This is a genomic window from Dyella jejuensis, assembly GCF_044904675.1.
In the GTDB taxonomy this organism is placed as follows: domain Bacteria; phylum Pseudomonadota; class Gammaproteobacteria; order Xanthomonadales; family Rhodanobacteraceae; genus Dyella_B; species Dyella_B jejuensis.
Genome location: NZ_JADIKJ010000017.1, coordinates 45724 through 58962 on the forward strand (window position 1 = coordinate 45724; position 13239 = coordinate 58962).

11 protein-coding genes are annotated in these 13239 nt (G+C 63.8%); 4 read left to right on the plus strand and 7 right to left on the minus strand.

The window, feature by feature from the left end; translation table 11 throughout:
* Positions 1–482: 482 nt before the first annotated feature.
* From ISP15_RS15080 to grxD, 5 genes are all read right to left on the minus strand, one after another.
* The gene (locus ISP15_RS15080) at positions 483–2981 is read right to left on the minus strand and encodes a TonB-dependent receptor (RefSeq protein ID WP_404548470.1); all 2499 of its coding nucleotides are present in this window, start codon (positions 2979–2981) and stop codon (positions 483–485) included.
* 496 nt (positions 2982–3477) lie between these two features.
* Positions 3478–5190: a GNAT family N-acyltransferase gene (locus tag ISP15_RS15085; protein WP_404548471.1), complete on the minus strand. Its 1713-nt coding sequence runs from the start codon at positions 5188–5190 to the stop codon at positions 3478–3480.
* Positions 5191–5439: 249 nt separating this feature from the next.
* Positions 5440–6036 (minus strand): YhgN family NAAT transporter, encoded by a 597-nt coding sequence (locus tag ISP15_RS15090; protein ID WP_404548602.1) that lies wholly within the window; start codon positions 6034–6036, stop codon positions 5440–5442.
* Between the two features lie 84 nt (positions 6037–6120).
* Positions 6121–6912, minus strand: coding sequence for an SDR family NAD(P)-dependent oxidoreductase (locus ISP15_RS15095; RefSeq protein WP_404548472.1), 792 nt, complete (start codon positions 6910–6912; stop codon positions 6121–6123).
* The gene (grxD, locus tag ISP15_RS15100; protein ID WP_404548473.1) at positions 6909–7235 is read right to left on the minus strand and encodes a Grx4 family monothiol glutaredoxin; all 327 of its coding nucleotides are present in this window, start codon (positions 7233–7235) and stop codon (positions 6909–6911) included. The genes ISP15_RS15095 and grxD overlap by 4 nt, the downstream gene beginning before the upstream one ends.
* A gap of 111 nt (positions 7236–7346) precedes the next feature.
* Between grxD and ISP15_RS15105 the strand changes: the two genes are divergently transcribed.
* On the plus strand, positions 7347–7928 hold the full coding sequence (locus ISP15_RS15105; protein ID WP_404548474.1) for a superoxide dismutase: 582 nt from the start codon (positions 7347–7349) through the stop codon (positions 7926–7928).
* Between the two features lie 44 nt (positions 7929–7972).
* On the opposite strand, the gene ISP15_RS15110 is transcribed toward ISP15_RS15105, so the two are convergent.
* Positions 7973–9067 (minus strand): 5-(carboxyamino)imidazole ribonucleotide synthase, encoded by a 1095-nt coding sequence (locus tag ISP15_RS15110; protein WP_404548604.1) that lies wholly within the window; start codon positions 9065–9067, stop codon positions 7973–7975.
* Between the two features lie 50 nt (positions 9068–9117).
* On the minus strand, positions 9118–9621 hold the full coding sequence (gene purE / locus ISP15_RS15115; RefSeq protein ID WP_404548475.1) for a 5-(carboxyamino)imidazole ribonucleotide mutase: 504 nt from the start codon (positions 9619–9621) through the stop codon (positions 9118–9120).
* Between the two features lie 66 nt (positions 9622–9687).
* Between purE and ISP15_RS15120 the strand changes: the two genes are divergently transcribed.
* The 3 genes from ISP15_RS15120 to nadC all read left to right on the plus strand — a co-directional run bounded on the left by ISP15_RS15120 (position 9688) and on the right by nadC (position 13232).
* Positions 9688–9960 carry a Trm112 family protein gene (locus tag ISP15_RS15120; protein ID WP_404548476.1) on the plus strand — a complete coding sequence of 91 codons (273 nt, stop codon included), beginning with the start codon at positions 9688–9690 and terminating at the stop codon, positions 9958–9960.
* 120 nt (positions 9961–10080) lie between these two features.
* Positions 10081–12375, plus strand: a complete 2295-nt coding sequence (locus ISP15_RS15125; RefSeq protein ID WP_404548477.1) for a DUF1631 domain-containing protein — start codon at positions 10081–10083, stop codon at positions 12373–12375.
* Positions 12372–13232 (plus strand): carboxylating nicotinate-nucleotide diphosphorylase, encoded by an 861-nt coding sequence (nadC, locus tag ISP15_RS15130; RefSeq protein WP_404548478.1) that lies wholly within the window; start codon positions 12372–12374, stop codon positions 13230–13232. Before ISP15_RS15125 ends, nadC begins: the two co-directional genes overlap by 4 nt.
* Positions 13233–13239: the final 7 nt, after the last annotated feature.

The window sequence follows — 13239 nt, forward strand, 5'->3', positions numbered from 1 at the left end:
GCGGCCCGCTAGGGATGCTCTGATCCATGCTACGCAGGCGGCCTGATGACCAGAAGGCTCGCAGAGTGTGTTGTGCGGCGCCGGGAAGACTGGCCGTCTTGCCAAGCCGCGCGGCGCACTCTGCGTGCCTTCTGGACATCACCCCATCGCTTTAAATTCAACATGTTGGGGCCAGCTCTGTCTGTCCGCATCCCTTCCTCGCTCCTCAAAGCCGAGTGCATCCATGCACTCTCCCCGCGTGCGGTCCATCGTCTCGACAGACCGCCAGTCTGCCTTCCTCGCTCCTCAAAGCCGGGTACATCCATGTACCCTCCCCGCGTGCGCCGACGAACCTATGGTCTGCGAACAGACAGAGCTGGTGACGCCTACGTAGCATGGATCAGAGCATCCCTAGCTTCACGCGCCTGCCTCGGCACGGTCAAGCGAAAAAAAGCCGGTCCCTCGCGGAACCGGCTTATCGGTACATGGCTGCTGGCGATGGATCAGTCGAACGACGCGCCGATTGTCACCATCCACGTGCGCTCCTGGAGGATCGAATACGTCGCAGGCGAGTAGTACTGGCCCAGCTTGTTGTTACCGCTGGCGTCAGACGTGCTGGCCAGGAACGGCGAGCTGTACGCCCAGGTGAATGCGTGGTGGTTGGTCAGGTTGTACACGTTGAGCTTGATGTACGGCTTGCGCAACCAACTGCTGAAGTCGCTGAAGTCGTAGCCCGCATCGAGGTTGAAGGTCGTATAGCCACCCACTTTCTGCGTATTGGACCAATCGCCCCAGACCGCACCGCGATACTTCGCATTCAGGCTGGCCCACACCGGACCCTGATGGAAGTTCAGGCTCGTGTACGCGGCATTGAGCGGCGTGTTGGTGAGGGTCTTGCCCTTGGTGAAGTAGATACCGTCGTTGCCGGCGTCCACATTGTCCTGCTGGCGCGAGATGGTGTACGTGTAGGAACCATATAGCGTGAACTGATCGTTCAACTGGACGCTGGCCTCGCCGTTGAGGCCGCGCATGTGCACATTGGGCAGTTCGGTATAAACCGTCAGGCCGCTGTTCTCGTCGTAGCCGCTGACCTGCTTATTGTGGAAATTGGCGGCATACGCATCCAGGCTGGCCGATACGCGCTGGGAGTAGAAGCGATATCCCAGGTCGACGGTCGTCGAGGTCTCCGGCTTTTCGACGCTGGCGTACTCATGGCCAGGATACGGATCGACCACGGCAAGCTCCGCCGCCGCGCCGTTCTCCATCACCGCGCCATTGACGGGCGTGCGGAACGTGCGGCCCGCGCCCAGGAAGATCTGGTTGGCGTCGTTGATCTGATACTTGATACCGGCCGTCGGCGACCAGTCGTGATAAGTGACGCTGAGCGGACCGCCGTACTGCTGGTCATACGTGGGGCCGTAGTTCGCGCCCGGATCTTCGTAGTCATAGCCCTGGCGCTTGGCCCAGATGTAGGCCACGCCGGTAGTCACGGTCAGAGCGTCGGTCGGCGTCCAGGTATTGGTGGCAAAGGCTTTTTCGGTCGTCGTGGCGGTGTACTCGCTGTAGGCGCGCATCACCTGTCCGTCGGGATAACGGATGACGTTGGTATTGCCCCAGATGTCCGCCACGCCTCCCGTCGCCGGATCGATCAGCGAGTAGACCTCGTCCTGCTGCTCACGCGGCCGCTCCCACCACACGCCGTAGACCAGCGTGTCGTTGTTGCCGAAGTCCTGGCTCAGCTTGGCGATCACGCCCGGGCGGTAGGTATAGGACTGGTTGATGTCATAGACCAGGCCCTTGGTGCCATTCGTGACGATGCCATCGCCGTTGAGGTCGGCGTTGACGTACTCGAATTCGTTGTGGTCGCTGGTCGACTCGGTGAAGGTGGTGGCGCCGCTGCCGCCGCCCGAACCGTACTGGAAGTACGGCACCACCGACAGGTGCAGGTTGTCCGTCAGCGTGAATTCGCCGTCGGCGCTGAACAGCGCGCTCTTGAACGGATTGGTATGCAGGCCGTAGTAGCACGCATTGTAGGCGGTATTGGGGCCGCAATAGGCCGCCGCGGTTTCCTTGATGTTCGGCGGAAAACCCCAGTAGCCGGAATAGTTCTGGTCGTACTGCTCCGCGGCCTGCAACTTGGTCAGGTGCATGTAATCGTTCTTCACTTCCCGGTTGTACTGCATCGAGAAGGACACCGAATTACGGTCATCGATGGTCCACAGCAGCTTGCCGTCAACCTTGGTGACCTTTTGCTTGCCCGGGCCATCCCAGATGTTGGCTTCGTTGTTGGAGAAAGAAATCCACGAACGCACGGGGCCCATGTCGCCCGTGTTCAAGCGCACGAAGGTGCGGTGATAGCTATTGCCACCCAAGGTCTGGCTCACGTCCACGCCGCCGGTGTGCGAGGGATCGATGGTCGCCCAGCCGATCGAGCCGCCGGCCGCACCCGAGATTGGCTGGTCCACGTCAGGCCAGCCTTGCTGGACAGTGATGTCGCCCATGTTTTCGGTATCGCCGTATTCGCTGGCGTAGACCTGGTAGCTGCCGCTGTCGTTGATGGGGGCACCATTGACGGTCGTGCCGATTTCATCGCTGGTGAATCCACGGATGCTGTAGTTGCCGTCGTTCAAACCCGTGAAATCGTCGGTGGATGTGATCACACCCGGAATGCTTTCGATCGCCTGGGTAAAGTTGGCGCCAGGTGCAGCCTGCTGGATGGCTTGGCGGGTAACGGTCGAAACCGCCTTGGGCGCATCCTGTTCGGTCATCAGTCCGCCGCCGAGCGCCAGGTCCGAGGCCGTCACCTTCACCGTATCCAGTACGCGCGCGCTCTTGGTGGCTACGGCCGAGACCTTCGACGTGCTGGACACGGAGGCCTGGGACGACTGCGAGGGGGTGCCCTGGGCTGTCGCTTGGCCGCCGTTGGCGGTCTGCGCCATGGCGATGCCCATCGACATATAACAGGCAACGGCAATCGCTGCGGAAAGATGCGTTCGTTTCATTAAGAGCCCCGTAGTCCAATTGTTGATTTCGAGATTGCTTGGCACCGCTTGTAATGACCGCTCAAACTTCTCTTGCCTTCAAACCCGCCGTCAGCCGGCCATCTGGACTACAGCGACGCGCTCCTTCGACACAAATAAAGGGCCCGGGCCCATGCTGCATGAGCCGCGAAAACCTTTCCTTGGAACCCTTGCGTTTTTGCGAACTTCTGGCAGACGAAGCGCCAAAGGCTTCGACCCCTAACCCGGATGGCACGTGTGAGTAACTGTCCGTCGCTTTTGCCCAGGTGTTGCTTACGCCGAGGCGAGATGAAAGCGGTCACGTATCCTTAGCGATACCTTAGCACAATCACACATAAGCTTTACATTAATTTTACAGAACTATCGCAGTTCGGGGATGACTTGCCCAGCCTGTCCATGCATCAAGACCGGCACCCGGAAGTGGCCATGAATTCGTTGGGCGGAACGACACGCAAGCGATCCCGAGAATGTCAGGGACTCATCCGCCCTGGCCCAGGTAGCGGGCGCGCTTGGCGGGTTTCAGGCGTGCCAGGTCGAGCATGACGAGGCCATCCACGCAACCGGAGAAACCGGGATCCTCGCCAAAATCGAGGAACTGCACGCCATCCGGCTCAACCAGGTCGACGTACTGGCGGTACAACACCGGCAGGGTTACGCCGAGGGCATCCAGATGATGGCGCAGCCGGCCAAGGCCGCTTGCCGGGTCCAATCCCTCCAATTCGCGACGCACCCCTTCGAGCACGTCCGGCGAGACCTTGAACGGTTGGCGCGCACTGGCGAGTCCCGGCGCGCCGAAGTAGTGCTGGTGTGCCGCGGCGATCCATTCGCGTGCCTGGCGCGGCAGGCTGACCGACATGCTGACCGGCCCGAACAGGTAACGCAGTTCCGGATGGCGCTGCAAATAGAGGCCGATGCCCTGCCATAAATGATCCAGCGCTCGCGAACGCCAATAAGCCGGGGCGATGAAACTGCGCCCGAGTTCCAGGCCTTGCGCAAGCCGCGATTCGAGTGCCGGCGAATACTGAAAGAGGCTGGCGGTGTAGAGGCCGCTCAGGCCGCGCGTAGTGATCAGGCGGCCGCCATGCCCCAACCGGTACGAGCCGACAATGCGCAATGCCTTGGGATCCCACAGCACCAGGTGCTCGTAGTGTCCATCATAAGTATCCAGGTCGCGCCGGGCATTGGTGCCCTCGCCGACCTTGCGGAAGGTCAGCTCGCGCAAGCGGCCAATCTCGCGCAAGGCAGCGCCGTCAGTCGATCCGCGCAGCACGATCAGTTGCTTTCCATCGGCCAGGTCGGCCAATTTTTCGCCTTGGGCAAGTTCGAACGCGACCCGCTCCACCGGCTCCGGATGCGCCAGCGGCACCTGTCCACCGAAGATCAGCCCACGTCGCCGGCCGAGCCGGTAGACGTGACGCCGCATCAGGTCCGCGGCCCGCTGAGCCGATTCATTGCTGCGCCTGGACAATTCCTCGGCACTGACCAAGGCGCCTACGCTGAAACCGATCCGGCTGACCGCCGTAGCCACCGCCTCGCGCGGCAGCATGGCCGTGCTGAGCGGCTTGGCCAACATCGACAGGCCGTAGAACATGGCCGAATTGCGGGCTGCCACATGGATCGGCAACACCGGTGTCTTGCTGCGCATCGCAAGCCGCGCAAAGCCGTCGGACCAGCGTGCATCGCGCACGCCCGCCGGACCCATGCGCGACACTTCGCCAGCCGGAAAAATGATCAGGGCCTCGCCACGTTCCAGCGCACGATAAACGTTTCGCAGCTTCGACGCCGCGCCGCCGCCAAAGACGTCCACCGGCAACAGCAGGTGCCCGAGCTGCGGCACGGCCGCCAGCCAGTCATTGCCGAGGATGCGCACATCCTGGCGCACCGAGCCCACCAGTTGCAGCAAGGCCATGGCATCGAGCATGCCGAGCGGATGATTGGCAACGATCAACGCAGCGCCTTCCACGGGAATGTTTTCCCGCTCGCGCTGCACGACGTGATAACTGCAACCCAGCAGATCAAGCACTTGTTCGACGAAGTCGAAGCCCTTCGTATCGGCAAGCCGGTCCAGCACCCGGTTGAATCCTGCTTCGTCGGCAAGTCGGCCAAGCATGCCAGCGACGGGCCGACGGATCATCGGATGCTGCGCAAGCCATGGCAGACGTTCGGTAAGCGCCTGTTCAACGCTAAGCATGACCGCCTCCCTTGGTTTTAATCCATGTTGCCGATCAAGTGTGACAACTGCGCGAAATCGCGCGTTATAACTTGTGTCGATCGCAAGAATAACCGAAGCAGTCGGTGCGGTTTCTTAAGAGCATGTTCAAAGCCGGCACGGCATGCAGACTGGATATGCGGCAACGCTCACTTCGCAGGGCCAACACAGGCACGCGGCAAGACCGGCTTCCTGCCATGGTGCAAGACGACTTTGAATCAGGACAAATGTTCAAACGGTCAGGTGCAGATAGGCGGCAATGCCGCCCAGGAACATCTGCACCGACAGGGCAATCAGCAACATGCCCATGACGCGCTCGAGCGCGGTGAGCACGCTTTCACCCAGCCAGCGATACAGGTAAGTGGAACTGAGCAGGATGACCGCCGTCGCCAGCCACGCACACAGCAAGGCGATCGCCCAATCGGCCGTGCGGCCGGGTTGCGTGTTGGTCAGCAGCAGCAACGCCGCCATCGCCGACGGACCGGCCACGCCGGGAATAGCCATCGGCACGATGAAAGGCTCACCCTCGCCGGCCTTGCCGAAGATGCCGCCTTCGGCCGGCGGAAACACCATGCGAATACCGATCAGGAACAGCACGATGCCGCCCGCGATGCTGATCGATTCCTGGCGCAACTGCAAAAGCTTCAGAATCAACTGGCCGCCCATCAGGAACATCAGCAGCACGCCCAACGCGATCAGCAGTTCGCGTACCAGCACCACGCGCCGCCGCTTGGGCGACACGTCCTTGAGCAGGCTCAGGAAGATCGGAATATTGCCGAGCGGATCCATGATCAGGAACAGCAGGATCGCCGCCGACAGCGTGGTCATCTGCGTTTCCATGATTTGTTTTATCCAGGAATGGAAAGTGGTGAAGCAACCAAGGGATGCTCTGAACGCAGCGTCGTGCGGACTTTATGCCTGCGATAGCGATTCGGGCGCAAGCACGCGCAGGTCGAGCACGCCGCCGCGCGCGGCGGCAGCCTGGTCGCTCAGCAGATAGACCGCGGCATCGGCGCTGGCATCGGGCAAGGGCTGCCGGGTGGTGTCCTCGCCAAAGTACGCGGCGCGACGCAAGGTGGTCCGCATCGGCGCCGGCAGCAGGGCGTGCACCCGCAAGGGACCGGTGTCGTGTTCGTCATGGAGGATGGCAACGAAGCGTTCCAACGCCGCCTTCGATACGCCATAGGCGCCCCAGTGCGCACGCTGTACGAGTTCGGGGTTGTCCAGCACGAACACTGCCGCGCTGTCGGGTGCCGCGGTCAGCAGTGGCAGGCACGCCTGGGTCAGTGCGAACGGCGCCGATACATTGACGTGCAAGGCGCGCAGCCAGGCATCGGGCTTGTGCATGGCCACCGGCATCAGACCGGCGAAACTCGCCGCGGCATGCACGATGCCATCCAGCCGCCCCAGGTCCCGCTGCAAACCTTCGGCCAACGCCTCGTAGTCGCGTGGCGTCGCCGATTCCATATCGAGCGGATGGATCACCGGCTCGGGCAAGCCTTCGCCGAGCATGGCGTCATACAGCTGTTCCAGCTGGCGCTTGCGCTTGCCCGTGGCGACCACGGTCGCGCCGGCGCGGGCCGCGGCGCGCGCCACCGCACCACCCAATCCGCCATAGGCGCCCGTGACCAGCACGACGCGCCCAGCGAGCGGCCGGGCGGCGGGCGGCCACGATGCCGGCAGGCGATGCAGGGGCAGGCTCATGCGTGATGCTCGCTGGCGACATCGTGCGCCATCCGCGCAAGCTCGCCGGCGGCTTTGAGGTCTTCGGCAATATCGCAACCCCCGATCAACTCGCCCTGGATGAAAAGCTGCGGGAAAGTCGGCCAGTTGGCGTAATGCGGCAACGCGGCGCGCACTTCCGGATCGGCCAGTACGTTCACCGCATGAAACATGGCGTTCGATTCCTCAAGCGCCTGCACCGCGCGACTGGAGAAGCCGCACATCGGGAACTGTGGCGTACCCTTCATGAAGAGCACGATGGGATGCTCGGCGAGCACCGCCTTGATTCGTTCGTTGACGTCCATAACTTCAGATTCATCACTACAATGCAGCCGGATCGGTAGTGTACCAGCCGCCCTGGCGTCCCATCCGGGTCGCCGCGTCGTTCATCCTCAGCCAACGCCCAGGAGTTACCCATGGCGATCGAACTTCCCCCGCTGCCCTATGAAAAGAACGCGCTCGAGCCGAACATTTCGGCCGAAACGCTGGAGTTCCACTATGGCAAGCACCACCAGGCCTATGTGACCAACCTCAACAATCTGATCAAGGGCACCGAGTTCGAGAACGCCTCGCTGGAAGACATCGTCAAGAAGTCCTCCGGCGGCGTGTTCAACAACGCAGCACAGACCTGGAACCATACCTTCTACTGGCACTCGATGCGCTCGCCGCGCGACAACAACGCGCCCAGCGGCAAGCTGGCCGACGCCATCGACAAGGCGTTCGGCTCGTTCGACAAGTTCAAGGAAGAGTTCAGCAAATCCGCCGCCGGCAATTTCGGATCGGGCTGGACCTGGCTGGTGCAGCGCGCCGATGGCTCGCTGGGCATCGTCAACACCTCCAACGCCGCCACGCCGATCACCGGCAACGACAAGCCGCTGTTCACCGTCGACGTGTGGGAACACGCCTATTACATCGATTACCGCAATGCGCGGCCGAAGTACCTGGAGTCGTTCTGGAACCTGGTGAATTGGGATTTCGCGGCGAAGAATCTCGCCTGAAAAGCCGTTTTTGCGCGCCTCCTCTCCCGCCGGGGAGAGGAGTTTTATTTTGCCAATGCACGCAACGCAGGCGCAGCCTGCTCATCGCGCTGCAAGGCCTTGGCGATGGTGTCGATGCGCGTGGCGAGCGCCTTCGCATCATTCGCGCACACCGTGGCGTGTCCTACCTTGCGTCCGGGCCGCGACTGCTTGCCGTAATCGTGCCAATGCCCATCGACCGCATTGAGCACCGGCGCGGCATCGGGCAACTCGCCAATCCAGTTGAACATCGCCGAGCAGCCGCGTGCGGCAGTGCTGCCAAGCGGCAGCCCCAGTACGGCGCGCACATGGTTTTCGAATTGGCTCGTCACCGCGCCTTCGATCGTCCAGTGGCCGGAATTGTGCACACGCGGGGCCATTTCGTTGCCGAGCAACGCGCCATCCTTGACGAACAACTCCAACGCAAAAACGCCCACGTAACCGAGGTGCTCGGCCAAGGTACGCGCCAAGGCTTCCGCGCGTGACTGCAGCGCGCCTACTTCGGGCGCAGGCGCCAGGCTGAGGCTGAGCACGCCGTCGGTGTGCCAGTTCTGGGTAAGCGGCCAGATGCGGAAATCGCCATCGCGCGTGCGCACAGCCAACACCGACAGCTCGCGCTCGAACGGCACGAACGCTTCCAGGATCAGGCCGTGCGCGTTCGCGCCCAGCGCCGCCCAGGCCGCATCCGCGTCCGACCGTTGCTTGATGCGGAACTGCCCCTTGCCGTCATAGCCGAGCCGGCGCGTCTTGAGGATGGCGGGCGCGCCGATGGTCGCCAGCGCACGGTCCAGGTCCTCGCGGGTATCGACTGCCTGGAAAGCCGGCGTCTGCAAGCCGCATTCGCGGAACAACGTCTTTTCGGCCAGCCGATCCTGCGCCACCGCCAGCGCGCGCGGATCGGGAAATACGGCCACGCGCTCGGCCAGCCAGTGGGCGGATTCGGCCGGCACGTTTTCGAAATCGAAGGTCACCACGTCGACTTCCGCCGCGAATTTTTCCAGCGCGGCGTAATCGGTCCAGTCGGCGAGCCGAAGCGGCGCCACCTGCCCGGCGCAGGCATCGGCGGCACTATCCACTACCAGCGTGTTGACGCCCAGCGGCGCGGCGGCGAGCGCCAGCATGCGCGCCAGCTGGCCGCCGCCCAGGATGCCAAGTGTGGGCTGACGGCGGCTCACGAGCGCGGATCCGGGTTGTCCAGGACCGTTTGCGTCTGGCGGGAGCGATAGGCCTCCACGGCCGCGGCCAGCGCCGGATCATGCAGCGCCAGCACCGCCGCGGCGAGCAAGCCGGCATTGACCGCCCCGGCCCGGCCGATCGCCAGCGTGCCGACCGGAATGCCCGCCGGCATCTGCGCGATGGAAAGCAGCGAATCCATGCCGTTGAGCGCCTTGGACTGCACCGGCACCCCGAACACCGGCACCCGTGTCTTGGCCGCCAGCATGCCCGGCAGGTGGGCGGCGCCGCCGGCACCGGCAATGATGACCTGGATGCCGCGGGCGACCGCTTCCTGGGCATAGTGGAACAAGAGGTCCGGAGTGCGATGCGCGGAGACCACCCGCACCTCGTGCGGCACGCCCAGCTCCTGCAGCACGTCGGCCGCATGCGTCATGGTTTCCCAATCCGAACGCGAGCCCATTACCACCCCTACCCGCGGTGCCACCGCTGTTCCCGTCATGGTCCGGTCGTCCAAAAGGGGATATTGTACGAGCTTCCCCGCACCACAACGATACCCGTTACATCTATGGACAAGCGTTTGCTCGACATCCTGTGCTGCCCGGTGAGCAAGACTCCGGTGCGTCCGCTCAACACCAGCGAACTGGGTGCGTTGAACCGGGCGATCGACGGCGGCCAGGTGCTCAGCGTGGCCGGCACCACGGTGCAAGGCCGCTTGGCCGAAGGCTTGATCACCGTCGACCGCAAGGTCATCTACCGGATCGAAGACGGCATTCCGGTGATGTTGCCCGAGGAAGGCATCGGCACCACCCAGTTCACTGACTTTCCCGGCAGCCCGTAAGCACCACCCCGGCCGCTACGGCGCCGGCTGAACGCAAATCACGGATCATGAAGCCCGGCATGGCGGGAACGCCCGTTTTCGCTTATGGTCGGCAGATTGGTAAACCACAGGGGTGTGGCGATGAAAGAAGCCAACGAGCCATCGAACATCGTCAATATCAGCCAGCGACTGGACCCTTCCAGCGGCCGCGGAGGCGACCTGCTGAACGCGGTCCGCAGTATCGCCTCGCGCCGCCTGCAGCAGTACATCGGCAACATGTTCGAACACGTGGACGACGCGCTGTTCGACCTGGCCGAAAAAGCCGAGAACAACGCCGCACAGATGCATTACTTCGACGGCATGCGCGAAGTGCGCAAGCGTCGTCCGGTGATCGAGCGCAGCTTCCTGGCGCACGTCGCGCGTGAGCTCAATGATTTCGTCAATGGCCAGCGCTCCACCAGCCAGGGCGGCAGTCCTGCCCCGGTCGCCGGTTCCATCGAGCTGTCGCTGGTGGCCGACAACGAGCTGGAAGAATCGCTGGCCATCACCAGCATGATCGGCAAGAACGAGACCCGCCTCACCCGTGACCTGTTCGCGGTGAACCAGCGGCTCTCGGTGATCTGCGGCGGCGCGCGTATCGAAGACGCCACCAATCCGATCGGTCCGGCCCTGCTCGCCCAGGCGTTCCGCCAGTCGATGCGCGAACTCAGCGCCGACATGCGCGTGAAGCTGATCATCTACAAGCTGTTCGACCGCTATGTGATGACGGCGCTGGACGAGCTGTACCAGGAAACCAACGCCGAACTGATGCGCGCGGGCGTGTTGCCGCAATTGCGGCACGAAGTACTGCGCAACACCGCCGGCGGCGCCACCGCCAGCGGCGCGGGAACCACCGCCGCGGGCGAGGTGCCCGCCACCTTGCCGGCCGGCGACAGCGACGCCTCGGCCGAATTGCTGCAGACCCTGCGCACGTTGTTTGGCGCGCGTCGCGCGCATCCGACGGTGCCGCTCTCGGCCATGACGCAAGGCCCGCTGCCCACCGCCAACGAATTGATCGGCGCCCTCAGCGTGCTCCAGAGCCAGGCCGCCACCGTGCCCGTGGCGTCGCTGCCGGTCGATGCCACCATGCTGGACATCACCGAGCAGGTGCTGCAACTGAAGGAACAGCTGCTGACGCAGCTCGGTTCCCTGCGCGGCCAGCGTCCGGGCCAGATCGCCACCATCGACGAAGACACCATCGACCTGGTCGGCATGCTGTTCGAGTTCATCCTCGAAGATCGCAACCTGCCACCGCCGATGCAGGTACTGCTGGCGCGCCTGCAGATTCCTTATCTCAAGGCTGCGATTCTCGACCGCAAGCTGTTCGCGCACCGCCAGCATCCCGCGCGCCGGCTGCTCGATGGCCTGGCCGACGCGGCCAAGAGCTGGTCGGAGGAATCCGATCGCGACGGTCGCCTGCACGACACCGTCAAGGCCATCGTCGAACGCCTGCTGCAGGAATTCGACGACGACATGACGATCTTCGATCGCCTGTCCGCCGAACTGCAGCAATTCCAGGAATCCAACCGCCGCCGCGCCGAACTGGCCGAGCAGCGCGTGGCCGAATCCACGCGCGGCCGGGAAAAGCTTGAGCAGGCCCGCCGCCGCGCGGCACGCGAAATCCTCAATCGCATCGGCGACCACGTGCTGCCGCCGCTGGTGCATGGCGTGCTGTCGCGCGCGTGGGCCAATTACATGGTGCTCACCATCCTGCGCAAGGGCGAGGAATCCAACGAGTTCCGCGAAGCGCTGCGTTTTGTCGACGCATTCATCGCCAGCACCCGGCCGGTGCGCACGCCCGAGGCCAAGCGCGACCTGCGCCAGCTATTGCCCGGTATCGAGCGTGCATTGCGCAAGGGCCTGACCAACGTCGCGTTCCAGGACGCCGACATCGAGCGCCTGCTCGGCCAGTTGCATGCCTACTATCGCCAGCAATTGGGCGATGCGGCCCCTGCGGCCGAGCCCGCGCAGGCCGCCGACAGCGCCCCCGCGCCGTTGCCGATCCCCGATAGCATCCAGCCGCTGGCCGAGAGCATGGCCGACCTGGAGGACGATCCTGCCCAGGCCGAGCCCGACCTGGCCGCCATCGCGCCGGAAGTGCGCGAGGAACTGGAACGGGTCACCGCGCTCAAGCCGGGGACGTGGCTGGAATTCAGCAACGCGGACGCTCACTTCGAGCGCGCCAAGCTGTCCTGGGTCAGCCCGATGAGCGGACGCTACCTGTTCGTCAACCGCCGCGGCCTGAAGGTGGCCGATTACTCTCCTTACGAACTGGCCACCGTGATGGCGGAAGGGCGCGCCCGCGTGCTCGCCTCCAATGCCTTGTTTGATCGCGCGATGGACGCCATCGTGGACAGACTGAGCCATGAAGACGGCCGAACCAACGATACGGAATGACTACTACAGCACTTCGCTTCACCCCGCCCGACCAAGCCTCGATCAACGCCGATGTGGAACGCGCCTTTGCCGAAGACCTCGGCCGGGGCGATGCCACCGCCAGCCTGCTGCCGGCCGACGCGCAGGCCACCGCGCAACTCGTCTGTCGCGAAGAAGCGGTCATCGCCGGCATCCCCTGGTTCGACGCTTGCGTGCACAAGCTTGATCCGGATGCGCGCATCGAGTGGCAAGTGCGCGACGGCGATCGCATCCAGCCGGGCGCCATCGTCTGCGATATCCGCGGGCATGCGCGGGCCGTCGTCAGCGCCGAGCGCTCTGCGCTGAACTTCCTGCAGATGCTGTCAGGCACGGCAACCATTACTGCCGCCTACGTCGCCGCCGTGGCCGGCACCCGCGTGCGCGTGCTCGATACCCGCAAGACGGTCCCGGGCCTGCGCATGGCGCAGAAATACGCCGTGCGCTGCGGCGGTGGGCACAACCACCGCATCGGCCTGTACGACGCGATCCTGGTGAAGGAGAACCACATCATCGCCGCCGGCAGCATCGCCGCGGTAGTGCTGGCCGCGCGCCAGCTCCATCCCGCCCTGCTGCTGGAAGTGGAAGTGGAAAATCTCGACGAGTTGCAACAGGCGCTGGATGCCGGCGTAGACCGCATCATGCTCGACAATTTCACCCTGCCGTTGATGCGCGAAGCGGTCGCGCAGACCGCCGGCCGCGTACCGCTGGAGATTTCCGGCAACGTCGACCTGCAAACGATTGGCGACTATGCCCGGACTGGCGTGGATTACATCTCGGTCGGCGCATTGACCAAAAACCTGCGAGCCATCGATCTTTCGCTGCGCCTGAAGATCGAGTGACTTGCGG

What these genes read in the sequence shown, in the direction of transcription:
- ISP15_RS15080 (WP_404548470.1), bottom strand. Translation starts at nt 2,981, where the DNA reads ATGAAACGAACGCATCTTTCCGCAGCGATTGCCGTTGCCTGTTATATG.
- ISP15_RS15085 (WP_404548471.1), bottom strand. Translation starts at nt 5,190, where the DNA reads ATGCTTAGCGTTGAACAGGCGCTTACCGAACGTCTGCCATGGCTTGCG.
- ISP15_RS15090 (WP_404548602.1), bottom strand. Translation starts at nt 6,036, where the DNA reads ATGACCACGCTGTCGGCGGCGATCCTGCTGTTCCTGATCATGGATCCG.
- ISP15_RS15095 (WP_404548472.1), bottom strand. Translation starts at nt 6,912, where the DNA reads ATGAGCCTGCCCCTGCATCGCCTGCCGGCATCGTGGCCGCCCGCCGCC.
- grxD (WP_404548473.1), bottom strand. Translation starts at nt 7,235, where the DNA reads ATGGACGTCAACGAACGAATCAAGGCGGTGCTCGCCGAGCATCCCATC.
- ISP15_RS15105 (WP_404548474.1), top strand. Translation starts at nt 7,347, where the DNA reads ATGGCGATCGAACTTCCCCCGCTGCCCTATGAAAAGAACGCGCTCGAG.
- ISP15_RS15110 (WP_404548604.1), bottom strand. Translation starts at nt 9,067, where the DNA reads ATGCTGGCGCTCGCCGCCGCGCCGCTGGGCGTCAACACGCTGGTAGTG.
- purE (WP_404548475.1), bottom strand. Translation starts at nt 9,621, where the DNA reads ATGACGGGAACAGCGGTGGCACCGCGGGTAGGGGTGGTAATGGGCTCG.
- ISP15_RS15120 (WP_404548476.1), top strand. Translation starts at nt 9,688, where the DNA reads ATGGACAAGCGTTTGCTCGACATCCTGTGCTGCCCGGTGAGCAAGACT.
- ISP15_RS15125 (WP_404548477.1), top strand. Translation starts at nt 10,081, where the DNA reads ATGAAAGAAGCCAACGAGCCATCGAACATCGTCAATATCAGCCAGCGA.
- nadC (WP_404548478.1), top strand. Translation starts at nt 12,372, where the DNA reads ATGACTACTACAGCACTTCGCTTCACCCCGCCCGACCAAGCCTCGATC.